The sequence below is a fragment of the Leptotrichia massiliensis genome, assembly GCF_900104625.1.
Lineage (GTDB): Bacteria > Fusobacteriota > Fusobacteriia > Fusobacteriales > Leptotrichiaceae > Leptotrichia > Leptotrichia massiliensis.
Genome location: NZ_FNVZ01000005.1, coordinates 981,664 through 1,008,037 on the forward strand (window position 1 = coordinate 981,664; position 26,374 = coordinate 1,008,037).

26 protein-coding genes are annotated in these 26,374 nt (G+C 29.4%); 5 read left to right on the forward strand and 21 right to left on the reverse strand.

Annotated features, from left to right (window positions below; genetic code table 11):
* Positions 1-157 precede the first annotated feature (157 nt).
* From BQ5344_RS08705 to BQ5344_RS08715, 3 genes are read right to left on the reverse strand one after another with little or no spacing between them, the layout of a single operon-like run.
* Positions 158-1,039, reverse strand: coding sequence for a hypothetical protein (locus BQ5344_RS08705; RefSeq protein WP_071124999.1), 882 nt, complete (start codon positions 1,037-1,039; stop codon positions 158-160).
* Between the two features lie 28 nt (positions 1,040-1,067).
* Positions 1,068-1,985: a hypothetical protein gene (locus BQ5344_RS08710; RefSeq protein ID WP_036070839.1), complete on the reverse strand. Its 918-nt coding sequence runs from the start codon at positions 1,983-1,985 to the stop codon at positions 1,068-1,070.
* 24 nt (positions 1,986-2,009) lie between these two features.
* Positions 2,010-2,864, reverse strand: coding sequence for a hypothetical protein (locus BQ5344_RS08715; RefSeq protein ID WP_071125000.1), 855 nt, complete (start codon positions 2,862-2,864; stop codon positions 2,010-2,012).
* A 235-nt stretch (positions 2,865-3,099) separates the two neighbouring features.
* Between BQ5344_RS08715 and BQ5344_RS08720 the strand changes: the two genes are divergently transcribed.
* Entirely contained in the window at positions 3,100-4,011 is a 912-nt protein-coding gene (locus tag BQ5344_RS08720; protein WP_071125001.1) for a toxin-antitoxin system YwqK family antitoxin, read from the forward strand.
* A gap of 193 nt (positions 4,012-4,204) precedes the next feature.
* Entirely contained in the window at positions 4,205-4,573 is a 369-nt protein-coding gene (locus BQ5344_RS08725; RefSeq protein ID WP_071125002.1) for a pheromone cAD1 o protein, read from the forward strand.
* 100 nt (positions 4,574-4,673) lie between these two features.
* Here the strand turns inward: BQ5344_RS08725 and BQ5344_RS08730 are convergent, their stop codons facing one another.
* The 8 genes from BQ5344_RS08730 to BQ5344_RS08760 form a co-directional block, all read right to left on the reverse strand.
* Positions 4,674-5,219 (reverse strand): hypothetical protein, encoded by a 546-nt coding sequence (locus BQ5344_RS08730; protein WP_071125003.1) that lies wholly within the window; start codon positions 5,217-5,219, stop codon positions 4,674-4,676.
* A gap of 26 nt (positions 5,220-5,245) precedes the next feature.
* Positions 5,246-5,632, reverse strand: coding sequence for an OsmC family protein (locus tag BQ5344_RS08735; protein ID WP_235846140.1), 387 nt, complete (start codon positions 5,630-5,632; stop codon positions 5,246-5,248).
* A 34-nt stretch (positions 5,633-5,666) separates the two neighbouring features.
* The gene (locus BQ5344_RS08740; RefSeq protein WP_071125005.1) at positions 5,667-6,998 is read right to left on the reverse strand and encodes an FAD-dependent oxidoreductase; all 1,332 of its coding nucleotides are present in this window, start codon (positions 6,996-6,998) and stop codon (positions 5,667-5,669) included.
* A 268-nt stretch (positions 6,999-7,266) separates the two neighbouring features.
* On the reverse strand, positions 7,267-7,425 hold the full coding sequence (locus BQ5344_RS12300) for a hypothetical protein (protein WP_015769377.1): 159 nt from the start codon (positions 7,423-7,425) through the stop codon (positions 7,267-7,269).
* A 58-nt stretch (positions 7,426-7,483) separates the two neighbouring features.
* A complete protein-coding gene (asrC, locus tag BQ5344_RS08745; RefSeq protein WP_036070828.1) occupies positions 7,484-8,458 on the reverse strand; it encodes a sulfite reductase subunit C in 975 nt (324 codons plus the stop codon).
* A gap of 41 nt (positions 8,459-8,499) precedes the next feature.
* Positions 8,500-9,378 carry an anaerobic sulfite reductase subunit AsrB gene (gene asrB, locus BQ5344_RS08750; RefSeq protein WP_071125006.1) on the reverse strand — a complete coding sequence of 293 codons (879 nt, stop codon included), beginning with the start codon at positions 9,376-9,378 and terminating at the stop codon, positions 8,500-8,502.
* Entirely contained in the window at positions 9,375-10,535 is a 1,161-nt protein-coding gene (locus BQ5344_RS08755; protein ID WP_071125007.1) for a 4Fe-4S dicluster domain-containing protein, read from the reverse strand. Before BQ5344_RS08755 ends, asrB begins: the two co-directional genes overlap by 4 nt.
* Before the next feature lie 59 nt (positions 10,536-10,594).
* Positions 10,595-11,359 carry a formate/nitrite transporter family protein gene (locus BQ5344_RS08760; protein WP_071125008.1) on the reverse strand — a complete coding sequence of 255 codons (765 nt, stop codon included), beginning with the start codon at positions 11,357-11,359 and terminating at the stop codon, positions 10,595-10,597.
* Between the two features lie 333 nt (positions 11,360-11,692).
* On the opposite strand from BQ5344_RS08760, the gene BQ5344_RS08765 reads away from it, so the two are divergent.
* Entirely contained in the window at positions 11,693-12,166 is a 474-nt protein-coding gene (locus BQ5344_RS08765) for a hypothetical protein (RefSeq protein ID WP_071125009.1), read from the forward strand.
* A gap of 182 nt (positions 12,167-12,348) precedes the next feature.
* On the opposite strand, the gene BQ5344_RS08770 is transcribed toward BQ5344_RS08765, so the two are convergent.
* From BQ5344_RS08770 to BQ5344_RS08785, 4 genes are all read right to left on the reverse strand, one after another.
* Positions 12,349-13,869 (reverse strand): ABC transporter permease/substrate-binding protein, encoded by a 1,521-nt coding sequence (locus BQ5344_RS08770; protein ID WP_071125010.1) that lies wholly within the window; start codon positions 13,867-13,869, stop codon positions 12,349-12,351.
* A gap of 202 nt (positions 13,870-14,071) precedes the next feature.
* Positions 14,072-14,596, reverse strand: a complete 525-nt coding sequence (locus tag BQ5344_RS08775; RefSeq protein WP_071125011.1) for an NAD(P)H-dependent oxidoreductase — start codon at positions 14,594-14,596, stop codon at positions 14,072-14,074.
* 144 nt (positions 14,597-14,740) lie between these two features.
* Positions 14,741-15,571: an ABC transporter ATP-binding protein gene (locus BQ5344_RS08780; protein ID WP_071125012.1), complete on the reverse strand. Its 831-nt coding sequence runs from the start codon at positions 15,569-15,571 to the stop codon at positions 14,741-14,743.
* 15 nt (positions 15,572-15,586) lie between these two features.
* Positions 15,587-16,042: a MarR family winged helix-turn-helix transcriptional regulator gene (locus BQ5344_RS08785; RefSeq protein WP_071125013.1), complete on the reverse strand. Its 456-nt coding sequence runs from the start codon at positions 16,040-16,042 to the stop codon at positions 15,587-15,589.
* A 114-nt stretch (positions 16,043-16,156) separates the two neighbouring features.
* On the opposite strand from BQ5344_RS08785, the gene BQ5344_RS08790 reads away from it, so the two are divergent.
* Positions 16,157-17,143: a zinc-binding alcohol dehydrogenase family protein gene (locus BQ5344_RS08790; RefSeq protein ID WP_083378233.1), complete on the forward strand. Its 987-nt coding sequence runs from the start codon at positions 16,157-16,159 to the stop codon at positions 17,141-17,143.
* 184 nt (positions 17,144-17,327) lie between these two features.
* The gene (locus BQ5344_RS08795; RefSeq protein ID WP_021769175.1) at positions 17,328-17,867 is read left to right on the forward strand and encodes a C40 family peptidase; all 540 of its coding nucleotides are present in this window, start codon (positions 17,328-17,330) and stop codon (positions 17,865-17,867) included.
* Positions 17,868-18,126: 259 nt separating this feature from the next.
* Here BQ5344_RS08795 and lon read toward each other — a convergent pair whose 3' ends face one another.
* From lon to rbfA, 6 genes are all read right to left on the reverse strand, one after another.
* Positions 18,127-20,487, reverse strand: a complete 2,361-nt coding sequence (lon, locus tag BQ5344_RS08800; protein WP_071125014.1) for an endopeptidase La — start codon at positions 20,485-20,487, stop codon at positions 18,127-18,129.
* 27 nt (positions 20,488-20,514) lie between these two features.
* Positions 20,515-21,744: an ATP-dependent Clp protease ATP-binding subunit ClpX gene (gene clpX / locus BQ5344_RS08805; RefSeq protein WP_021769173.1), complete on the reverse strand. Its 1,230-nt coding sequence runs from the start codon at positions 21,742-21,744 to the stop codon at positions 20,515-20,517.
* 356 nt (positions 21,745-22,100) lie between these two features.
* On the reverse strand, positions 22,101-22,676 hold the full coding sequence (gene clpP, locus BQ5344_RS08810; protein WP_036070820.1) for an ATP-dependent Clp endopeptidase proteolytic subunit ClpP: 576 nt from the start codon (positions 22,674-22,676) through the stop codon (positions 22,101-22,103).
* Positions 22,677-22,867: 191 nt separating this feature from the next.
* Positions 22,868-24,154, reverse strand: a complete 1,287-nt coding sequence (gene tig, locus BQ5344_RS08815) for a trigger factor (RefSeq protein WP_071125015.1) — start codon at positions 24,152-24,154, stop codon at positions 22,868-22,870.
* A 57-nt stretch (positions 24,155-24,211) separates the two neighbouring features.
* Entirely contained in the window at positions 24,212-25,909 is a 1,698-nt protein-coding gene (recJ, locus tag BQ5344_RS08820; protein ID WP_083378234.1) for a single-stranded-DNA-specific exonuclease RecJ, read from the reverse strand.
* A 76-nt stretch (positions 25,910-25,985) separates the two neighbouring features.
* Complete coding sequence (rbfA, locus tag BQ5344_RS08825; RefSeq protein WP_021769169.1) at positions 25,986-26,354, reverse strand: 30S ribosome-binding factor RbfA; 369 nt, start codon at positions 26,352-26,354, stop codon at positions 25,986-25,988.
* Between the last annotated feature and the right edge of the window lie 20 nt (positions 26,355-26,374).

Here is a 26,374-nt window from a genome sequence, read left to right on the forward strand (position 1 = left end):
TAAAAATATAATATTTTTATCAGATTTTTAAAAGAAAAGGTTTACAAATATAAAACCAAATTTAATGCAATTTCTAAAACTTCTTAAAAACTAAATTATAGAATAATTCCCCACAAAAAAATCACTGTTCTCTAAAACAGCGATTTGTTAACATTTTTTAATTATTTTTATTTTTGTTATCATCTAAGATTTGATTCTTTTCATTTAAATTATTTTCAATTCCAAATTTTAATTCTTCGTTTAAATTTTCCCCCAAGTAATCATATTCTACATTTAAAAATACTATAATATCTAAAATTTGTAAATACATTACAAATAAACTCAAAATCATCACAAAGATAAATATTATAATTAAATTTGCTACAAAATTTTCTATATTTAAAATATTGAAAAATATGTTTGTCATAATGTTAAAAATTAAAATTCCTAAAGCAATAATAAGTCCTGGTAAAAATTTTCTAATCCTATTTCCATCAGACAAGTTCAAACTGTAGTCAATTGATTCCATAAGTCCAAAATTACGAATATAATAAGCCTCAAAATACCAAAAAGCCCATATCGCAATACAAAAGGAAACAATACTAAATATAATTAAAAAAATAACTCCAACTATTGAATTTTCCATTCTATTTCTAATAATTCCTGCTACAAAAAATATAACTACCAATACCGAAGCTTTTGAAAACAATTCTTTTAATTTTAAATTTTTTTTATTTCCTTCAATTGTTAATGCTACTTTTCTAAAAAAATAGACTGTGACAAAAATTGAAGCTATTGAAATTATTACATCTAAAACATTAAATATTTTAGCCCACAGTATCATTATTTTACTAGCTCTAAAATAAACGAGTAATTCCTCATCCAATGTTAAATTTACAATTTTTATTATAATTGACGCAATTATAAATGCAAATATTGAAACCATCATTAAAGTGTTCTCTTTCCAAAAATTTTTAAATGCTTCAAAAGCAAGAATAAAGTATTCTAAGGTACTTAATTTTTTTTCTATTAATTTTTCTCTTATATTTTCTAAACTCATAATTTCATCTTACCTCTCTCTCTATAAATTAAATATTTTTTTCAATTTTTCTCATTTCTTCATCTTTATTTTTTAAATAATTATACTCTACATTTAAAAATATTACTACATTCATTATTGTTATAATAAGCACTAAGACACTTGCAAATACCCCGTATATAATATTTACAGGTATAATATAAGCTGGTATATAAAACAATAATTTATCAAGTACCAGAGAAATTATAAAATTTAATACTGTAATTCCAAAAACAGGAATCACTATTCTTAGTCTATTCTTCTTAGACAATTTTAAGTTATATCTAAAAGCATCTATTACTGTCGTATCTCTAATGTAATAAGTTTGTTCAAAATAAAGGATATTTATAGCTATAAAAAATCCAATAATTCCAAAAATTATCATAGAGATTATTTGAATAACCTTTACCGCTAATGCCGAATCTAATTTCATAATTAATATAACAAAAACCTGTATCATTGATATAAATAAAGCTATAAGAAAAAATACAATTGTAGCCAAAAGAGCTACTCCAATCATTTTTATATATTTTACAAAGATTTTTTTTAAACTATAACTATCTTCATTGCCCTCAATTTTGCAAGCAACTTTAAAATATATAATTCTTTTTACAAAACCTACATACAAAATTATTAAAAATGTACTAAAAACAATCAATAACATTGAGGTGAAATATCCTGTCAATAATTCCATTTGTTCATACGAACCCGTATTTCTTATTTCTAATGATAATCGTTGCATTTTTAAAAATATTTCTCTTATCTTTATATTTGAAAGCATTAACCATATATAACTTAGGACAAAAAATAAAATCCATAATTTATTTTCTTTAATTACATATTTTAATACTTCAAGTACTTTTTTAAAATATTCTACTATTTTTAACTTTCTTTCAAATAATTCCCTTTGTAAATTTTCAAAATTCATAACTAATCTCCTTCTGTTCATAATTTAAATTATTTCTCTTCTCAATTCCTTTAAATCCATATATTCCAGATTCAAATAAACAACATTTTCAAGTGTAACTACAAAAATTTCAGAAATTGTTTTAATTATTCCTGCAATTATTGAAATAACTACGGCTAATAATTGTGGATTTTTAATCATTATTTCCAAAGTCCATCCAAAAAATTGATTTAATAAAAGAGTAATTAAAATTATTATTACTAATGGAATTACTATTAATAACCTTTTTCCTTTGCTCAAATGAAGATTATATTTAAATGCTTCTATTATATTTACATCTCTTAAATAATATGCTTGTTTAAAATATAAAAGATTTATTTTGAGAATCAGTAAAACCATTACTATTAAGACTAATGGACTTGCAACTATTGAAAAAATAATCGCAATAATTAACAATACTGTCCAAACCAATATATTTATAAAAACCATTATTAGATATTTAACAATAATTTCCAACACTTTAAATTCATCAATCTTCTCCTCTATTTCTAATCCTATTTTTTTTCTAATAATCACAATAATGAATTCAATAAATCCAGAAATTGCAATATAGCCCAATAAACAAATAACAACTGTCAACATTGCCAAAATAAATTTATCTGTAGTTAATTTGTTTTGTATTTTGTTATACTCAAAAGCTGCTTCATACATTTTTCTTAATGGTGTCCATAAAACAAATGATATGAAAAGTCCTAAAATAGTAGAAACTAAAAAATGCAAAAACACTATTAAAGGATACTTTTTTACAAAGGATTTAAAAACATCAAAACTATTATTCCCATATTCCAAAAAGGAAAAATATTTTTCTTGTAAACTTTTTCTCAAATTCCCTAAATTCATCCAAACTACCTCTTTCTACAAAAATAAGTTTAAAATTCCTCAATGCTAAAATTATAACATACTTTATTAGTTTTTAAAAATTATTTTCCTTTATTTTAGCTGTTTTTTATTCTTACAGTTTATAAATTTTACCAAAATAAATTTTTTCATTTTGTTAAATAATTTTTTTCTCTAAGCAAAATATAATTAATTATTGATATAATAAAACTAATGCTAAAAAAGGAGGAATTTTATTATGTTAAAATCATTCAAAAAATCAATGATTGTTTTATTTTCATGTATATCTATTAGCATGATTTCATCTGCCGCAACTCAAAGTGTTACACCAAAAAGAATCAGTGAATATCTATCACAATCATCACGTGCATTAAGTTCGCCTTACAGCACGGTTGCCGATGTTGCTGTTTCTGGAAACCTTGCGACTGTAAAAGAAACTGGGCAACCATTTACTGGAACTTATGTTGAATTTAATCAGTCTGGAAATGCTCAAGTTGTAAGAAATTTCCAAAATGGAACATTAAACGGGCCTATGTTCTTGTATTATGAAAACGGTAACATCCAAAAAGTAGTAAACTATGTAAATGGTGTAAGAAATGGCGAAGATATTGATTTTTATGGAAACGGAAATTCAAAAGTCCTAAGAAATTACCAAAACGGTCTGTTAAATGGAAAAAGTTTTGAATTTGATGAATTTGGACGCTTAACTTCTTCGCTTGAATATGTAAATAATGCTAAAAATGGAAAAGAAATAAAATTTTCTAATGGTGTTGTAACAAATGAAAATACATACGCAAACGGACAATTAAACGGTGAAGCAAAATCGTATTATTCTAATGGTACTATACGTTCAAATGGGAATTATTCAAGTAACTTTAGAAATGGACAATGGACTTGGAATTATGAAAATGGTAAGAAAAAATTAATTGAAACTTATCAAAACGGTATAATTACTGAAATTCTTGGGTATTCAAGAAATGGTTCAAAAGAGCGTGAAATGAAACTTGTAAATGGAAATGGTAATTTTACCCAATATTATGATAACGGAAAAATCAAAGTTCAAGGTGCATTAAAAAACTACAAAGCTTATGGAAACTGGAGTTTTTATAACAAAGATGGATACTTGACTGATACTCAAGGGTTTTATTAAAAACGATTGATTTTTTTATAAAATAGTGTATAATTATAGTAGGAAGACTTTAAAACTAACTAAAAAAGATTAAAATAAAATTGATTTTTACATGATATTTTATTAATTTTTATAATTATATTTTAAAGTAATCCGAATATATATTTAAGGAGATTTAAGAAAAAATTTTTATTTTAGAAAGTGGTGTTTAAGTATGAAAAAATTATTGTTTGTATTAATGTTTTTATTAAATGTTTTGGGCTTTTCAGCAATGAAAAATGGTATTTATTCAGTTGAGAAAAAATATGATGGTAACTGGACTTCATTCGTAAAATTAACTGTTAAAGATGGTAAAATAATTGGTGCCCAGTACGACAGAAAAAATCAAAAAGGTGAATTATTATCAATGAATCAAAACTCATTTAGAGATACAGCTCTTGAAATTTCAAGAAATCTTATAAATTCCCAAAACGTAAGTTCCGTAACGGGAAAAGACGCAACAGCGGTATCAGAATTTAAACAAATGTCAAACTTTTTAATTAATAAAGCCAATAATGGTGAAACTGGAGATTTCAAAATGTAATAAATCATTACAATTAAAATCTTAATTTTTTCAAAATTAAAAAGTTAATATAGTAAAAAAGGAGTTATCTTCATTAATCTATGAGATTGCTCCTTTTTTATTAATTATTTTCTTCCAAGAAATTTAATAATTTCTGTATTTTCCTATCCTTTTCATCTTCCACTAATTTTATTTCAAAAAAATACTTTCCTATATTTTTATACTCCATAGCCTCTTTTTCAAATTCTTTTGAATAATCAGCTTTTTTTAAATACAGTATCTGCCTTTCTGGAAAATAAATCAGTTTTCTATTATATGGCAATATAAAAACATAAAACACATCTTTACTGCCTATCTTCCATTTCCACCCGATTAAATGTCTTTTAAAGTTAAAACGATATGATCTAACTGTATCATTAAGCGAGAATCCATAATTCATTACATAAAGTTTCGTTTTGAAATCAAATTTCTGAAGATACCAAAAATCATATTTTCGATTCTCTTTTACAAGTCTAATTCTCTCATCTTTAAGAAAGAAAATTAAACTTCCTACATAAATTGAAATTATAAAAATAAAAATACTTATAACTATACTTTTTCTTTTCCTGTAGTAAGCTCTTACTTTCCAAAATAACTCTTCTAAAAAATCTAATATATCGTATATCATTTTTTCTCACCTAAATGCAGTTTTAACTATTCCACATCATAAATAAATGAATAGTTTTGTTTCACATCTTTACTTAAACTTCTGCCAACTACACACATTTCTTCTACTGATTTTTCAGCTTTTTCTCTTACTTCCTGACTGTATTCCTTTTTTAGATGAAATACAATATTGATTTCTGTAACTTTAAAAGTTGTTAAATCGACTTTTTTCGCAACTTCTGCATAGCAATTTTGAAAATTCTGGTTATTAGCCTCCAATTTTATTGATAAAACTGTCATAGCACATGAAGCTACAGATGCAGCGAGAAGTTCTGACGGAGAAAGCATTTCGCCATTACGGTCTGTCAAAATAATCTCGCTATTTCTGTTATTTTCTATTTTCATTCTAAAATTTTTGTCATATTTTACTATCATTTTATCTATTTTTATCCTTCAATTATCTTAAATTCTATTTTAAAGCATTTAATCCTGCTAAATTCAAGAAGTTCCAAGGCTTGTTATAGTGAGGCTGGAAGAAGAAGTCTACAAATGCCAATTCTTCTACAGTCATTTTATTTTGAATGCATACTGACAATGTATTAATTGATTGTGTTAAATCAATTTTAGAAGTTAACTGTGCTCCTAAAATTCTTCTGCTATTTTTTTCAAATACCACTTTTAATGTTACTTTTTCATAAGTTGGCATAAATTCAGGACGATAGTTGTCAACTGCAATTACGCTTTCAACCTCTACTCCTTCCTGTTTTGCAATTTCCTCTGTTAATCCAGTTGCAGCCATATTGTTTTCGTAAATTTTAATTCCTGAAGTACCTTGTGTTCCAAGATGTCTAACTTTATTTTCAAACAAGTTTATACCTGCTAATGTTCCCATTCTTACAGCGTTAGTTGCAAGCGGAATATATCTTTCTCTTTGTAGCGGATTATAGAATACTGAACAGCAGTCTCCTGCAGCCATAACGTCTTTATTGCTTGTTCTCATATATTCGTCAACTTTAATTGCTCCATTTGGAAGCATTTCAAGCTGTCCTTTAAACAATGAAGTGCTTGGCAGGAATCCAACACACATAATTACCATATCAGCTTCATATTCATTTTTATCAGTAACTACTTTTGTTACATTTCCATTGCTTCCTTCAAATTTAACAACTTTTTCTCCAGTTGCTATTACAATTCCTCTATGTTTAAACGATTCTTCAGCAACATCTGTAAATTCCTTGTCAAAATATTTACTCAAAACTCTTTCTTCCGCATCTACTAGCACAACTTCTTTTCCATTATCCCTAAATGCTTCAACAAGTTCGACTCCAATGTATCCTGCTCCAACAACAATAACTTTTTGTGAATGTTTTGCTCTTTCAATAATTTCATTTGAATGATTGTAATTTTTACAAAGCAAAATATTATTTAAGTCAATTCCTTCAATTGGTGGAATAATAGGCCAAGAACCAGATGTAATAATCAATTTGTCAAAAGTTTCATTAAATTCAATTCCAGTTTCCAAGTTCACAACTCTTACTTTTTTACCTTCAATATCAACATTCTTTACTTCGTGTCTCATTCTAGTGTCAACATTTAATTCTCTTAATTTTTCAGGTGAACAGTAAAACAGTCCTTGCGGATCTTTTACAACTCCTCCTACATACAAGGCAATTCCACAAGATAAGAATGAAATATTATCATTTCTTTCAAATACTGTTATCTCCGCATCGGGATTTGTCTTTCTCAAATTTAAGATTGCCGCTGTACCAGCGTGTGTACATCCAATTACAACTACTTTCATCTATTTCCTCTCCTTCACTATATTCATATTTTAATTTTTAAACAAAATTTATAATAATTGTTAAATCAAATTATTTTTTTCCCAATCTATTTAATTATACTACATTTTAAAAAAAAATCAATAGTATTTTGAAATTTTTACAAATTTATATTTAAATAAAATTATTTTTAAAATAAAAAGACTACTTCAGAATTTCATTTCTATTTCCCAAAATAGCCTCTTTCTAAATTTAATTTTTAATATCATAAATTACAATATTTTACAAATTTTATTCTTTAGTTTCATCATCATTATCTTTATCCTGATGCTCTTCGTATTCGTCATATTCATCATACTCATTGACTTCACTAGGATCTTCACCATGATAATCTTTTTTGTTAAAATCTTTTTTATATTTTTTATATTTATCCATCCAAGATGAAGACATACAAATCACACTTCCTTATCTTTAATTTATACCTTACACTAAAAGTTAATCTTAATATTTATAATATTCCTTGATATTTTATACCTTTCCAGTACACATTATTTACAATTACAGCTTCTTCTGGAAGATTAACGTCTTTTAATGCCCATTTTTTAAACTCTTCAAAACCTGTTCTGTCAACAATGTAACCAATATGTTCTTTTGGAAGACTTCTGTCGATGTATTTGTCAACATATTCGTAAGTATTTTTTATTATTTTTATTATTGATTCTTCATCTGCCCAGAATAACCAGTCTTCTGCCAATCTTGGATTTTGTTTTCCACTTCTTCCCATTATTGCAAGTTTATAATACTTTTTAGGAGATCTTGTCCATGCTCCTGTTGGGCAGTTCAGTACACATTCTCCACAACCAATACATCTTTGGTGATCTCTTACAGGTTTATAGTTTTTATATGAAATTGCTCCTGTTGAAAGCTTTTTACATTTTCTTTCACACATTCCGCAAGAAACACATTTAGATTCGTCAAGTTCAGGTTTTGCCATTCCAATTATTCCAAAATCATGCATTCTGACTTTTTGACAGTCATTTGGGCAGCCTGTTAATGCTACTTTGAAGTGAAAATCATGTGGAAATATTGCTTTTTCGATTTTTTTTGCAAATTCTGTCGTATTATAGGCAGCTTTTGGACATACCTTGTTTCCAATACAAGCGGCAATATTTCTCGTACCAGCTGCAGCATATCCTTTATCCTTATCCTTATAATTAATTTCCAGTTTTTCCATAATTGGCTGCACCATCTTGTTTACTTTTTCAATATCATTCCAAGAAATTCCCAACACTTCAAAACCTTGACGAGTTGTAATATGAACATTTCCATCTCCATAAGTGTTAGCTATCTTTGCAACCATTTCCATTATTTCCCCAGTAATTGCTCCTCCTGGCACTCTCACACGCAATGCGGTTTTAGATCTGTCCTTTGTTACCCTGAATGCATTTTTGGTAACAGTTTTTCTATTTATATCCATGCTCATTATTTTTACCTCTTCTTTTGTTTTTTCTTAAAATTCATATCTTAATCAAGCAGTTTTTTTGCAAAATCATATCTAAATACTGGACCTTCAAGGCAAATATACGTTTCATCAATTTTACAATGCCCGCATTTCCCAACGGCACAGGACATCTTTCTTTCAAAGGAAACCCATATTTTTTCAGTTGGAATACCTGTTTTTAGGATTTCAAGGCAAGAAAAATGCATCATTACTGGAGGACCTACAACAATGTATTCAACTTCATCCATATTTTCAGGAATTTTTAAATCGGGAATATATTTGGTAACCATTCCTTCATGAATTTCGTCTTCTGTCTTTCCAATATTTCTTGCTGTTTCTACATTATCCAATGTTACAAGTATTTCAATATTTTCTCTCCAACGTGAAAATTCCTCTTCAAAAATAACACTTTCATAATTTTTATATCCAACAATGATTTTAAAGGACTTCATTTCATCAGGATATTTTGTAAAATATTCAATAATTGGACGAACTGGAGCAATTCCACTTCCTCCAACAACCATTACAATATGCTTATTTTTGTATTGTTCAATTGGAAAGCCGTGTCCATAAGGTCCTCTTAAAAAAATTCTATCTCCTGCTTTCAGTTCAAAAATCTTGTCTGTAACTTTTCCAACTTTTCTAATCAGAAAATCAAGATAACCTTCCTCCAAGTCAAAATTCGCAATAGAAATAGGGGCTTCTCCAACTCCTGGTAATGAAACCTGCATAAACTGTCCAGCTTCTACATTTCCCTTTTTATATTCCACCCGAAACAGCCATTCCAGTTCGGTAACTTTCTCGATGAACAAAAGTTTATGAACAGTCGGCAAATATACATTCATGTCCATTATAGCCTGTTCATCCATATTTATTGTATTTAATGTGTTAATTGTACTCATTCTGATTCTTCACCTCTTTTTTCAGCCGAAATTCTTTTTAGTTCGGCACTTAACTTGTTTATGCAATTTGAGAATGAAATATATTCAGGACATGCATCATCACATCTTCCACACCCTGTACACATCTGATATCCAAATCTCTTTTTAAAATCAGATATTTTGTGCATTACCTTAAATCTCATTCTATCTCCATGTCTTTGTCTGAATGAATGCCCTCCAGCCATATCCGTAAAGCCGTTCACATGACATGAAGCCCACACACGTCTTCTTTCTCCATTGTTTTCATTTTCGCTGTAAAAAACATCTTGTGTAGTTGTGCAGGTACAAGTTGGACAAACAAAGTTACATTTTCCGCAGGCTATGCAACGGCTATCGTATTCACGCCATAAATCCAGATTTATTATATCTTCAAGCTCAATATTGTCAGGAATATCCACATGAATTTCATTATCTTCTACGAATTCCATTTCAAATTCAACATTTTCTTTTATCTTATTACTATTATTTTCAGCAATTATCTCTTCAAGATATTTTTTCATTTTTTCATCTTTTACATCCATGTACATTTCATTTATTTTATGTTCATCATTACTTCCATTGTTTTTCTCAGCGATAAGTTCTTTAAAATAAGCCTTCAGCTCATCATCTTTTATATCAGCAAATATTTCCTCTTCTGTAACTTTTATTCCAATATTATATTCATCAGTCTTGTTAGTGCCCATATCTACACAAAAACAGTTCTCAAATGAATTTGGACATCCAAACACTACAAATTTAACTTTATCTCTAACTCTCTTGTAGTAAATATCCAAAAATTTATTATTCAAGTAAATATCATCAACTCTTTTGACACCATGTAAATCACAGCTTCTAAGAAATATAAGATATTTTTGTTCCTGTTCTTTGGGCATCTTGCATCCTTCTTCTGTAAAATAAAACATTGTTTGTGTTATTGGCAACATTATTTCTTTTGCTGAAAAATGAGATTTTTTGTCAAAACATATTTCATCAATTTTTTCAATTTCAGAATATCTGATTACAGAAGTATCTGAAAATGTACCACGAAATGGTATCTCAATTGGAGCATATATCTTGTATTCTTTTTTCAGCTTTTCAAGTGCCAGATTAAAATTTTCACGATTTAAACTGATTTTCATTTTCCCTCCTAAATTTTACTTTATCTCTCCATTTAAAAATTATTTTTTTATTTAAATTATTATTTATCCTTTTTTGCTAAATAATAGCAAGCAAAACCAACAAATGCTCCACCAACAATATTCCCCAATGTTACAAATAATAAATTATAAAAATAACCATTTAATGTTATTTCTTTTGCTCCATTGTATATTATCCCCATCATTAAAAGAGTCATATTAGCAACACTGTGCTCAAATCCAGCAGTTATAAATGCAAATAAACACCAGAATACCATTATTAGCTTAGCAGTTTCCTCTTTTAATTTTATTCCAGCCAGAACCGCAAGACACACAAGAATATTACATAAAATTCCTTTAAAAAACAGTTCGTGAGGCAGTGCAGTAATTTTTGCCTTTGAAACTTTCACAATAAATTCTACAACAGGTTTTGAAGCAGAATTTGAAAATACGTATACTATTGCAAGCATAATTGATCCTACAATATTTCCAAGATAAGATGCTATCCACATAAAAATCATATCCTTAAAGCTTATACCCTTGTTCAGAAGCCCTGCTACCCCTATCATATTATTCCCTGTAAAAAGTTCTGTTCCAAATACAACTACAAGGCTAAGCGCTATTCCAAAACTAATTCCCATAAGAATTTTGTTAGTTGGTAAGCCGCTACTAACTCCACCAACCGTAAATGTCAATAAAATTCCAATTCCAATAAACATTCCAGCCAAAAATGCAGATAGGAAGTACTTTCCTTTACCTTCTTTTAAAAGTCCAATTTTACTTTTCGCGGCATTTGTTACTAATTCTAAAGTTTCTTTATTTCTCATTCTTTACATTGCAATAAAATCTCTATATTTTATTACATTCTCCTTTCCTATCAAATTTATTTGTGAAAAAATTCTTATATTAAATTATTACATATATATTTAAAAAAGTCCACAGTAAAAAATAATTATTTTATATTTGTAATGATAATATTTTGATAAACAAAATTATAATGAATTCGAATTCATTTGATACTCAATTTAACAATAAAATTAAAATTTCACAAAAAAGACACAAATTCTTCATTTTTTTGTCAAAATTTAGTGATATTATACTCTTGTCGGTAAGAAAGACGAAAAAAATAAAATTATAAATAAACAATTGGAGGAATTACTATGAAAAAAATAGGTAAAAAGAAAATTTTAGGAATCGCTTTACTAACATCATTATCAATATTTGCAGGAACAACAATTACGGCAAATAATAATAACAGAGCTACTACTGCTGTTAATAGTATGCCTAATAATGAATGTAAACCACCACATAAATTACAAAAAGACAGCAACGGAAATCTTCTGGATGAAAATGGAAATATCATAAAAAAACCTGATCCTGCTAAAATAGAAGAGTTAAAGAAAAAACTAACTAATGGAAAAATTACAAAAGATGAAGGTGCTGAAATTGCAAAAATGTTAGAAAGAAAAGGACCTCATGGGAAACCAAATGATAAATGCATACCAAAAGATGCTCCAAAAAGATTAACTGATACAGAAATTCAAACATTAATAAATTCATTAAACAGCGGAAAAGTTTCAAAAGATGAAGCTAGTAAATTAATAGAAATGCTAAATAACCGTCACAGAGGATAAAGATCTAATGATATTCCTAAAAATTAACTTGGTTAATAAAATCGTACTAATAATAATGCTAATTAAATATATTTTTAATAATTCATATCTTGAATAGTGAATTATTCTAATTCTCTCTCCATATTCATTATTCAAGAAAAAAATGACAGTAATAAAAATTGATATACTGTCATTTTTTGTTTTTATTTTTTTATCATTCCATTTTTAATCAAATATTCCTTTGCCACATCATAAGCCTTTTTACCATTGACTCCTACTTCAAAGTTCATTTTACGCATTTCATCATCTGTGACTTTATTATGTAATTTATTCAATATTTGCTCTAATTTTGGATATTTTTTCAGAGTTTCGCTTCGCATTAAAGGTGCCCCTTGATATGGCGGAAATAAATTTTTATCATCTTCAAGCACAGTCATATGATACTGCTCCAGCTCACTATCCGTAGAATAAGCATCTATCACATTTATATCTCCACTTTGTACTGCCACATAACGTAATTTCGGCTCAAATTCCTTCACACTTGAAAATTCAAAGTTATATAATTTCTTCATTCCTTTGTATCCGTCTTCCCTGTCAACAAATTCTCGTGTAAATCCAACTTTTGCCTTATCCTTCACTCGTGCCAAATCCGATATTTTTGTAAGATTATTTTCACTTGCAAATTTTTGTATAACTCCAACTGCATAAGTGTTATTGTATGCCATCGGCTTTAACAGTACCATATCATATTTTTTCAAGATTCCATTTCTAGCCTGCTCATAAACTTGGTCTTTTATATTGCTTACTGGCGTTTCGTTAAGGAATGTAAATACTACAGTTCCTGTAAATTCAGGATAAATATCGACATCTCCTGATTTTAAGGCATTAAAGTTAAATGATGTATTTCCAAATCCTGATTTTAGTTCTACATCCACGTTCATTTCCGCTTCAATCAGAAGTTTATACATATTTATCAATATTTCAGGCTCTGTTCCTAATTTCCCTGAAATTACAATTTTATCTTTTTTGCTTTGCTTATTCATTACTGAATTTCCAGCCAAAAATATTATAAATAAACTTATAAATGAAATTACAATTACCTTCCAGTTTTTATTTTCCAGTTTTTTAAGCACAAAATCAAATAAAACTGCTAACAATGCAGACGGAATTGCTCCAAGCAAAATTAAGTTCATATTGTTTCTATCAAGTCCAAGCAAAATTAGTTTTCCAAGCCCTCCTGCACCAATTAACGAAGCAAGTGTCGCCGTTCCAATGATAAGCACTGTCGCTGTACGAATTCCAGCCATAATTACAGGCATCGCAAGTGGCAACTGAATTTTAAAAAGCTGCTGTGCCTTATTCATGCCCATAGCCCTTGAAGCCACCATATATACTGGATCGACGCCATTTATTCCTGTATATGTGTTTCGTAAAATTGGGAGCAAGGCATAAATTACAAGTGCTGTAACTGCAGGCTTTCTACCAATTCCCATAATTGGAATCAATAATCCAAGTAATGCGAGTGAAGGTATAGTTTGCATTATTGCTGTAAGTCCGATAATTATTTCTGCTATTTTTTTCTTATATGTCAAATAAATTCCAAGCGGAATTGCAATAATTAAAGCAATCACAAGTGCATAAAATGAAATCTGAATATGCTCAAGAACAGCCTTAAAAAACTCCTCTTTCCGCTCATAAAATACTTGAAAAAAGTTATTATTCATTATTTTCTCCTTTTATTTCTAAAATTTTATCATTTAAAGTTAAATCAGGGAGTGTCTAAAAAATTCAAAATCTATGTTGTATTTTGTTTATGAATTGTTATAAAACTAATACTGTTGTTTTTGACTTAAAAAATTTTTTAAAAAATTATTATTTTAATAGTTTTCAGCATGCCTAATTATAACTGTTTATTTTGAATTTAAACTAATCTTGTAAATTATTTTTTATATATTCTGCATATTTTTTTGCACTTTCAACAATCTTTTCATCGCTTAAATCAGGCATTGCCCCATATAATGAATAAATTGGCAATTCAATTCCTTCGACATGAGCTATGCTTAATAAAAATGGTTTTAACACTTCTTTTATTGTCAATCCATTTGTTCCATCATATCTTGATGCAATTCCTCCAGTTGTCACTGCAACTCCAATTTTTTTACCTTTAAGCACTTTATTTTCGCCATAATGAGCTGCCATAAATACAGTATCTATCCATTCTTTAAGTAAAGACGGACAATTAAACCAAAATAAAGGAAACTGCAATATTAAAGTCCCTGTTTCAGACAATAATTTCAGTTCTTTTTCAACGTCAATCTTTCCATCAGGATATTTTTCATAAATATTATACAATTCTACATTTGACAATTTTTCTGCTTCTTCTTTAAAGGCTTTGTTCGCTCTTGAATTTTCCATATCAGGATGTGCCAAAACCACTAATGTTTTTTTCATTTTTATTTTCCTTCTTTCTTTCAAATTGTTTTTCTTAGTTTTATTAATAATTTATTTTCAAAAATTATTAAAATTACTTCTTTATTAGGATATTTCTGAAAACTATTAAAATAATAATCTTTTAAAAATTTTTTTCATTTTTATTTATATTTTTTTTATTTCTAAAATCATTTTCTCATATTCCCCATTTTCCTTTAATTTATCAATAATTTTCTTATCAATTTCATTTTCAGCATTTTCATTTTGTTCCAAACTAATAAATTCCCTTACAAATTCATCTTTCGGATTATTAATTAATTCAGATTTCGTCCCAGATTGGAGGATTTTTCCATCCTTAATTATAAAAATCCTGTCTCCTAGATAAAAGGCTTCTTCAATATCATGTGTTACAAAAACAATCGTTTTATTAATTTTCTGCTGCAATTCCTTTATGTCTTTCTGTAAACTTTTCCTTGTAATCGGATCTAACGCACTAAAAGGCTCATCCATAAGTATAATTTCAGGATTCCCTGCTAATGCCCTCGCAATTCCGATTCTCTGCGCTTCCCCGCCAGACAGTTCAGACGGCATTCTTTTCAAATATTTCTCGCTTTCTAGCCCAATCATTTCCAGAAGTTCTTCTGTCCTTGCCTTAATCTCCTCTTTCTTCCATCCTTTCAGTTCAGGCACTATACTTATATTTTCTTCTACTGTCAGATGTGGAAATAAAGCCACTTGCTGTAAGACATAACCCATATTCCAACGCATTTTATGAATATTATATTCAAAAATATTTTTCCCTTTTATTTCTATTTTTCCAGAAGTCGCATCCTCCAGCCTATTTATCATTTTCAAAGCTGTAGTTTTTCCGCTTCCCGAAGTTCCGATAAACACAATAAATTCTCCTTCATTTATCGAAAAATTTATATCTTTTACAGCTTCATTTCCATTCGGATACACTTTATTCACATTCTGAAATTCTATAATTTTTTTCATATTCTCTCCTTCCTATCATTTTTTACATATTTCCTTTTCAACTTTTTCTAAATTTTGTGAAATTCTTTTAAAAAACTCTTCACACACCTCAATTTCCTCTTGAGAAAACCCTTCATAAACATAATTTGTCATAGTTTCAGAAATTTCTTCATATTCTTTTTTAAAGCCTTGTGCATATTCTGTAAGTCTTATCAGCACTTTCCGTCTATCATCAGGATGTGCCGCTCTTTCTATCAGCCCAGCCTTTTCAATCCTATCCAGCATTGGCGTAAGCGTATTTATCGCAAGCCCCGTTTTTTCGGACAATTCCTTGCACGTTATATTATCTTTTTTCCAGAGTATATGCAGGATTTTCCCACGTTCACCATTAAAAACGGTAATTTCTCTTTTTGAAAGAATATAATTTAAGATTCTATCGTGCGTCTGCTTAATTTTGCTTATATATATTCCCAAATTTACTTTTTTATTCATCAATAGCCTCCTAACCTAAACAAAATTTTCTTGACTTTTTACTTCTATATAGTATAATACTATAAAGAATTATTTTTGTCAATTAAAATTTAAAAGTAAGAAAGGAATTTTACTATGTCAAATAAAAAAAATAATATGAAAGCTGTTGTTCTTGAAAAACCTTGTACTGCTGATGAATTAAAAATTCAAAATATTGAAATTCCGAAAGTAAAAAATGGCTGGGTTCTTATAAAAATTAAGGCTTTTGGAATAAATCGGGCTGAAATATTTACTAGAGATGGATTTTCTCCTTCTGTGAAATTGCCACGTGTGATTGGAATTGAATGTGCTGGCGTTATTGAAGATGCTTCTGACAGCGATTTTCAAAAAGGAGATAGAGTTTTCACAATGATGAATGGTTTGGGACGTGAATTTAACGGAAGTTACGCAGAATACACGCTTGTACCGTCTTCTCAAGTTTATCCGATAACTCTTTCAGAAACAGACTGGGCAAAGCTTGCAGCATATCCTGAATTATACTACACAGCTTACGGCTCTTTATTTAAAAGCCTGCAGTTAAAAAACACTGACACTCTGTTGATTCGTGGCGGAACAAGTTCAGTTGCCCTTGCTTCAATTCAGCTTGCCAAAAGTTTTGGAAATACCGTGATTGCAACATCAAGAAGTAAGACTAAAGTTGAATTTTTAAAAGAAATGGGAGCAGATTTTGTCCTAATTCAAGATGAAACTTTTGACACTCAGTTACAAGAATATTTTCCAGACGGAGTTGACAAAGTTCTTGATTTAATCGGCACTCCTACTTTGAAAAATTCTTTAAAATCTGTGAAACAAGGTGGAATAGTCTGCATTACAGGCTGTCTTGGAGGATGGGTAATTAAAAATTTTGAGCCGCTTGACGAAATTCCTTCAGAATCCTACCTAACTTCATTTAACAGCACAATTGTCAAAAAAGATACAATAAAAGAAATGTTTAATTTTATTGAAAAACATGGCATAAAGCCAAGAATTGCAAAAATTTTTACATTAAATGAAATTTCTTTGGCACATAAATTTTTAGAAACGAATAGTGCTAATGGAAAAGTTATTGTAGAAGTAAAATAATTGATTTTGAACTATTAAATATGCTATAAATTCAATTTAATTTACTTTAATTTATTTGTTTCAAACAATTTTATAAGTTATACTATCATTTAATTAATCTAAAATTAATTTTTTAAAAACTAAAATAAAAGACAATGTTGCTATAATATATTTACCAAAGTTCAAAGGTAGATTGGAGGTTCTAATGAAAAAAATATTGATGCTAGCAGGAGCTTTAGTTATATCTGCTTTATCATTTGCAGATTTACAAAATACAATCAAAAATCATTATAGTAATAAAACTATAGATTTATCTGTTGTATCAAAACCAAAACAAGAGGTGAAAAGTAGTGGAAGTTCTTCTACAGCAGTAAGAGATCAAATTATCTCTTTTGCACAAACAAAATTAGGTTCACCGTACGTTTGGGGAGCAACTGGTCCTAACAGTTTTGATTGTTCTGGCTTCGTTGGTTATGTATTCAAAAAAGCTGCTGATGTAAACTTGCCTAGAGTTTCAAGTTCACAAGCAACATTTAAACCAAGAATTTCATCAATGAATATGACGAAAGGCGATTTGGTATTTTTTGAAACAACTGGAAAAGGTCGTATTTCTCATGTAGGTATTTATATGGGTAATAGACAATTTATTCACGCTTCTTCTGGAAGTAGAAGAGTAACAGTTTCTAGTTTAGACAGTAATTATTACAACAAGACATTTAGATGGGCAATTAATCCATTTAGTTAAACTGTGAATTAATTTCTTATAAATAAATATATTCTTTACATAAATTCTTGTATAACAAGTAATTATAAAATCAAATAGATTTTGAAAAATTAAGAAACTTTGGAATAAGGAGTTATATCTTAACGAGATATTACTCCTTTTTTTCTTTTGTTCAAATTTAGGATAAAATAATTTCATATTTCTTTCTCTTTTATTATTTTCTCAAAATAAAATGGAAAACTCTATAAAATAGAATTTCCCAATATTTAAATCAATATATTTATTTTTTCACAGCCTTGCTTTTCTTTGCTTCTTTATTTTTCTTATCCACAAAAACAATCTTTTTAACATCATCATAAGTTTTCGCAAAATAGAATTTCATCTGGTCTGCAATTTCCTTTGGCAATTCCTCCGTATCAACTTTATTGTCATAAGGAAGCACAACATCTCTTATACCAACCCTGTGAGCCCCAATTACCTTTTCCTTGATTCCGCCAACTGCCAGAACCTCTCCAGTAATCGTAATCTCTCCAGTCATTGCCACATCCTGCCTAACTTCCTTATCAGTCAATACTGAAATTATCGCTGTTGTAATTGTAATACCTGCTGATGGCCCGTCTTTCGGCACTGCTCCTTCTGGAAAATGTAAATGAACATCTGTTGTTTCGTTAAATTTTTCCTTGATTCCAAGTTCATTTTTTATATGCCGTACGTAAGAATAAGCCACTCTAGCTGATTCCTGCATTACATCTCCTAGTTTTCCTGTAAGCTGCAGTACGCCTTTTCCTTCCATTTTTACTGCCTGCACTTCTAGAGTTGTACCTCCGACTGCTGTCCATGCAAGTCCATTGACAACACCAATTTTACCTTCTTTTTCCTTGACTTTATCTGCTCTAAATTTTGCATTTCCTAAATATTTCTTGATTTTTGTTTCAGAAACAGAGATTTTTTTGCTCTTAGATTTTGATACAAGTATTTCTTTTGCTATTTTTCTGAATAATTTACCAATTTCTCTTCGTAAATTTCTCACTCCAGCTTCTCTTGTGTATTCATTTATAATTTTCATAACTGCTTTATCAGAAAATGAAATTTTGAATTCCTTTAATCCGTTTTCTTCTTGTGTTTGAGGTATTAAATATCTTTTTGCAATATTTAATTTTTCAAATTCTGTGTATGATTCAATTGAAATAATCTCCATTCTGTCACGAAGCGGTCCTGGAATTCCGCCCAAATCATTTGCTGTACAAATGAAAAATACGTTTGACAAGTCAAAAGTATGGTCAATATAATGATCTTCAAATGAGTTGTTTTGTGCAGGATCTAAAACTTCCAGCATTGCTGAAGCGGGATCTCCTCTAAAATCAGAAGCCATTTTATCAATTTCATCAAATAGCATTACTGGATTATTTACACCAACTTGTTTTAAAGAATTTATAATTCTTCCTGGCATTGCTCCTACATAAGTTCTTCTATGTCCACGAATTTCAGCTTCATCTCTTACTCCACCAAGTGAGATTCTTGTGAATTTTCTGTTCATTGAACGTGCTACCGAATGTGCAAGTGATGTTTTCCCTACACCTGGAGGTCCTACAAGACAGATAATTGAACCTTTCAATGTATTGTTTAATTTTTTTATTGCCAAGAATTCTAATATTCTTTCTTTAACTTCTTCCAGTCCGTAATGATCCTCATTTAGAACTTTTTCAGCTTTTTCAATGTCAATTTCATCATTTGAAGAAACTTCCCACGGCAATTCAAGTACAGTCTCAAGATATGTTCTTATTACTGAAGATTCTGCAGAAAAGTCTGGCATTTTCTTCATTCTTGAAAGCTCTTTTACTAGCTTATCCTTTAGTTCCTGAGGAATTTTCGCATCTCTAACTCTTTGGTCAAGTTCCTCCAGTTCCTCGTCAGAATCAGTTCCTTCACCCATTTCTTCACGCATTACCTTAATTTTTTCACGTAAATAATAGTTTTTCTGAACTTCTGCCATCTGTTCCTTTACACGATTTTCAATTTCACGCTCAAGCATAAAAATTTCAATTTCTCTCTCAAGAATACCCAAAATTTTATACGCTCTTGCTTCAACATCAAGTGTTTCAAGTAACTCCTGTTTCGTTTCAACTGCAACCATTAAGTTCGTGCAAATTAAATCAAAAACCTTGTCAATATTACTTATTTCTTTTATATTGTAAATAATATCAGGCAGTACTTTATTAGTTTTTTGTGCATAATTTGAAAATTCATCAATAACCCTACGTTTTAGTGCTTCAGCTTTACTTTCATCAATTGGTTTTGAAAAAATTTCTTCATATTCAGCATAAACAACACCTTTATCATCTTTTGGAAATTGATTGATTAAAACCCTATGTTTTGCCTCAACCAGAACTTTTACATTTCCATTTGGCATTTTTACAGTCTGTATTACATGAACCAGTACTCCTGTTTCATACACATCTTCTGGAAATTTTGGCTCTTCTACATTTGCATCTTTTTGTGCTGAAAGAATTAGTTTACTGTCAAATCTTGCTATTGCTTCTTCAAGACTTTTCAAGCTTGATTGTCTACCAATAAAAATCGGAGTTACAACACCTGGAAAGACAACTAATTCTCTTGTAGCTATAAATGGTTTATTTTGCATAATTTCCCCTTTCATACTTTGTTTTAATTATTCAACAATTACCTTCTCTTTATCTGTAACTGCTTCTTTAGTAATTATTACTTTCTTAACATTGTTTTTTGATGGAATTTCGTACATCAAATCAGTCATAACGCTCTCAATAATTGAACGAAGCCCTCTCGCTCCAATTTTTCTTTTAAGTGCCAGCTGTGCAATTTCTGTAATCGCATCCTTTTCAAATTCTAAATCGACATTTTCCATCTCAAAATATTTTTTATATTGCTTAACAAGTGAATTTTTAGGCTCTGTCAATATCTTAATCATGGCTTCTTCATCAAGTCCATGAAGTGCTGTGATTACTGGTAACCGCCCAATTAATTCAGGAATCAGACCAAATTTTATTAAATCTTCAGGCAATACATTTTCAAACAATGTCAAATCATCCAGTTTTGTATTATTTGTTTCCAGTCCGAATCCAACTCTTTTTTCATTAACTCTATCCTTAACCTTCGCTTCCAAGCCTTCAAATGCTCCACCAACGATAAATAGAATATCCTTTGTATTAATTTCAATCATTTCTTGATTTGGATGCTTTCTTCCACCTTGTGGAGGCACGCTCGCAACAGTCCCTTCAATAATCTTAAGTAACGCCTGCTGAACTCCTTCTCCAGAAACATCCCTTGTAATTGACATATTTTCCGATTTTCTAGCGATTTTATCAATTTCATCAATATAAATTATTCCATGCTCTGCTGCTTCAATATCGTAATCAGCCGCTTTTATCAGTTTTAAAAGTACATTTTCGACATCATCCCCAACATATCCAGCTTCCGTCAATGTCGTTGCATCTGCAATCGCCAAAGGCACATTCAATGTTTTCGCCAGTGTCTGTGCAAGCAAGGTTTTTCCACTTCCAGTAGGCCCTACTAGCAGTACATTTGATTTTTGAAGCTCCACATCATTATCTACATTTTTCTGTTTGTGCATTATTCTCTTAAAATGATTATAAACCGCCACAGACAACACCTTTTTAGGCTGTTCCTGTCCGATAATATATTCATCAAGTTTTGCCTTTATTTCTTTCGGTTTTAACAGCGTGATTTCCCTGTTATGCTCATTTTCGTCATATTCCCTAAAACTATCTAGCAATTCCGCACTGTCTTCTATACATTCATTACAGATAAACACATCATCCTCTTCAGGACTCTGTATTAACCGTTCCACTTCATGCTCTTCCCTGCCACAGAATGAACAGTAATTTTTTTTCTTATTTGCCAATATTTTTCACCTCATTTTTTCTTTAAAATTTATACTTTTACCTATATTTAATAAAAAAATCTATTATTTCGTTATAACAAGCAAAATTTCGTTAAAAGAAAAAGAACTGTTTAAGCTTTTGTAAAAATTTTTAAATCATATACATTCATTTATAGCAAATTCAAAAGCGAGTTTTCTTTTTCTTTTATAAGAAAGTTTTGCATAAAGCGGGGATGCAAGGGTATGGCGTCTGATACCCTTGCTTAAAATGAACTAGAAATAATACATAAAAATTATTATTAATTAAGTAAATTAAAACACTTATAATTAAAATCATTTTTAGTAAATTATTCACCCATAGTTCTTTTTGCAAATAATTACAATATCTTATCAATTAATCCGTAATTTACAGCTTCTTCTGGTGACATAAAGTTGTCTCTTTCAGTATCTGCATAGATTTCTTCTACTGATTTTCCAGTTGCTTCTGATAAAATTTTGCTTGTAATTTCCTTCATTCTTTCAATTTCTTTTGCCTGAATCTGAATGTCTGTTGCTTGACCTCTTGCTCCGCCTAGTGGCTGGTGAATCATGATTCTTGAGTTTGGCAACGAGTACCTTTTACCTTTTGTTCCAGCCGCCAATAACACTGCTCCCATACTTGCTGCCTGCCCTACACATACTGTAGAAACATCACTTTTTATGTGCCGCATTGTGTCGTAAATCGCAAGCCCGGCGGTAATTACTCCTCCTGGACTATTTATATACATAACTATATCTTTTTCATTATCCTGTGCATCTAAAAATAATAATTGAGCGACAATCGCATTTGCCATTCCATCTTCAACTTCTCCACTTACAAAAATTATTCTATCCTTTAAAAGTCTAGAATAAATATCATAACTTCTTTCCCCACGCCCATCATTTTCAATAACTACTGGACTATATGCTGACATATTATTTCCTCCTCTTTCTGTCAATTTTTCTTTCATTTTTTATTTTTCTCATTATTACAAAATTACAGTAAAATTGTTTTAAAATTTTGCAGTTTAAATATAGAGAAAAAGAATTCCGCAATAAACTATTTTATCACAAAATTCTTCTAAAATCAAAATATTCTTTTTATTTAACAATTTTCTCAAAATTACTATTTAACTTTTGCTTCTTTTACTAACAAATCAATTGTTTTTTGATTTACTAATCTATAGTTTGTTTCATCAATGAATCTTTCGTAGTTTCCGTTTTTTCTTACATCAGCGATTAATGCATCTTTTTCAAGTCCATACATTGCAGCCAATGTTTCAATTTCTTTTGATACTTCTTCATCAGTTGCTTTGATTGATTCAGCTTTTGCAATTTCAGCTAGCACTAATTCTGTTTTTACTGATTTTTCAGCATTTTCTTTTGAACTTTCTCTCATTGCTTCCATTGTTTGTCCAGTCATTTGGAAGTATTGGTTAAGATTAATTCCTTGCATTTGCAATTGTTGTGCAAATCTGTTGATTTGATAGTCAATTTCTCTTTGAACTAATGCTTCTGGAACTTCAACTTCTGTTCCACTTACTACAGCGTCAATAACTTTGTTCTTAAATTCGTTTTCAGCTCTTGCTTCTTCTCTTTTTGTAATATTTTCTCTAGTTTTAGCTGTCATATCTTCAACAGAGTCAAATCCTAATTCTTTTGCCAAATCATCATTTAATTCAGCTTCTTCTTTTCTCTTAATGGAATTTACTTTTACTTTGAATAAAGCTGGTTTTCCTTTTAGGCTTTCAGCATGATATTCTTCAGGGAATGTAACATTTACGTCAAATTCATCACCTTTTTTGTGCCCTGCAATTTGATCTTCAAAAGTGTCGATAAAACTGTGAGAACCTAATGTCAAGTCATATCCTTCAGCTTTTCCGCCATCAAATGCTTTACCATCTATAAATCCTTCAAAGTTAATATTTACAACATCATCGTTTTTAGCTTCTTCATTTTCTGCAACTTCTTTTAATTTTGCAGCATTTTCTCTTAATCTTTCGATTTCTTCATTTACTTTTTCATCAGTAATTTCCACTTTTTCCTTTTCTACTTCCACACCTTTATATTGTCCCAATTCAAATGAAGGCAATACAGGTATTGTAAATACTACTTCAACTTTATCATCGTTAAGTTCATATTTTTCAAGTTTAATATCAGCAATTGGTTTTAATTCATTTTCTGCAACTGCTTTTCTGTATTCATCAGAAATAATATGGTTTAATATTTCTCCTTCAATTTCTTTCTTGAATTTTTCTTCAATCACTTTTGCAGGTACATGTCCTGGACGGAATCCATCAACTTTTGCATCTTTAAAGTGTACTAAAACATGCTCTTTTAAGTGTTTTAACTCTTCTCCTTCTCTAACTGCTGATACTTCATAAGTAGATTCATTTAATTTTTTTACTGCCATTTTTTTAATTCCTCCTAAAATTTTTTATTATATATAATTTTTTTAATTAATTTATTTTTATTTAAAATCCTTTATTTTCAATTCGATAAATAAATCTGAATGTCCAGACTTAAATATCGGAGTATAAACTATTTTAAATTTTTTCTTATAAAAATTATTTGCCTTCAATTTATGTCCTAAATTATATCCAATTACTGAAATAATACGGTTATTTTTTCTAATAAATCCCTTAAAGTGCCGATTATTTATCCCAAATTTTGTCAAATTAAGAAAACTTACATCTGAATCCATAAAATTTGGCTCCTGATTATCCAGCCCAAAAGGAGACAGCCTGTTTATTTCGTTCAGTTTTCTTTTGTTTAAATATTCAATATTCAACCATGCGTCAACATACAAAGTTTTTTGTACATTTTCCCTGTTTTTTCTTGCAAGTCTTTGCCGCAGATGTTTTTCAATTTCACCTAAATACTTTTCCGAAACAAGAAATCCTGCTGCCAAGTCATGCCCTCCAAATCGCTCCAGTTTGTCTGACACACTTTTTAAAATATCAAAAATATTTATTCCTTCGATACTTCTGCATGATGCCTTTCCATATCCATTTTTTATTGAAATAAGAATTACTGGAATATTGTATTTTATTGAGATTCTTGAGCAAACTACCCCAATTACGCCAGAATGCCATTTTCTGCTTTTCATAAAAATATATTTTGGACGTTCTAGGCGCTGTATTTTTTCTTCCAGTTCATTATAAATCTCATTTTCCAAATAACGTCTGATTTTATTAGCACGCTTCATTTCCTCAATAATCGAGAAAAGTTTAAAATCATCTTCCTGAATAAAGAAATTTACAACAATTTTTGAATTATCAATTCTTCCAAGTGCATTAAAAATTGGTGCAATGAAAAATCCAATATCACTGGTTGTTATATTTCTAGGATTTATCTTCAAATAGTTAATAATATACTTTAAACCTTTTATTTTGGTTTTTTTTAAATTATTTAGTCCTTTTTTTATTATAAACCTGTTTTCATCAGTCATTGGTACAACATCTGCAACTGTTCCAATCATTATGATATCCATATAATCGTACAGTATTTTTTTATTTGCATCATATCTTTCATAAATGGCATCCGCAAGTTTAAAGGCAACTCCAGAGCCTGACAAGGATTTATTTGGATAAGTACTGCTGGTCTTTGGATTTATTGTAAGAATGCCCAATTCTTTTTCTTGCTTCCTATTCTCCAGAACCCCAATCTGTCTATGATGGTCTGTTATAATTATGTCGATACCGCTATTTTTTAACATCAATATCTCTTCACAGTTATTTATTGAAATATCAACTGTTATAAACAACTTTGCATCCCATTTTTTCAAAAAATTCAAAAGATTTTTATTTATACCTATTCCCTCGTGAACCCGATTTGGAATATAATAATCAACATTAAGCCCCAATTTTCGTAGCATTATTACGAGATACGCTACTCCAGAGATTCCGTCAACGTCATAATCTCCGTAAATTACAATTTTTTCCTTATTTCTTCCAGCTTTTTTTATTCTTTCTACAACTCTTTCCATATTTTCAAATAAAAATGGATTATGGATGTCCTTCTTATCTGAATTTAAAAATTTAGAAACTTTTTCTTTTGTATTAATTTCCCGATTTAAAAGCAGCCTTGAAATTAACTTGCTTTCACCAAATTCAGAACTTTTTGATGTCAAATAATCTTCGTTATAGCTTTTTAATTCCCATTTCATTACAAGATTAATCGCTTCCTTTTTTGTATAGTTGCAGGACTGCCTCATGCTTTTTTAAAGCAGTCCAGTATTTCTGTTACTCGATATTATCATTTTCCTTTTTTATTTCATTCAATATCGAAGCAATTTTTACTCCGTATTCAACGCTGTCATCCAGATGAATTCTCACTTCTGGAACAAATCTTATCGACAACTGTGAACCAATTTTTTTCCTAAAAAAACCTTTTAATTTATTCAAATCTTCAGCGATTTTTTCTTTATTTATATTGTCTTTCAAATCCAGTATTGAAAAAGTTAAATCAAGATACCGTCCGTCTTTTGTCAGTTCAACCTTATGAATTGATACAAGATTTTTTATTTTGTCATTTTTTATCTCCGTTAAAAGTGTCATTCCAATAATTCTTGATATTTCCTTTTCCAACCCTCGTTTTCTTCTATCATTCATACAATTATCACCTATCTATC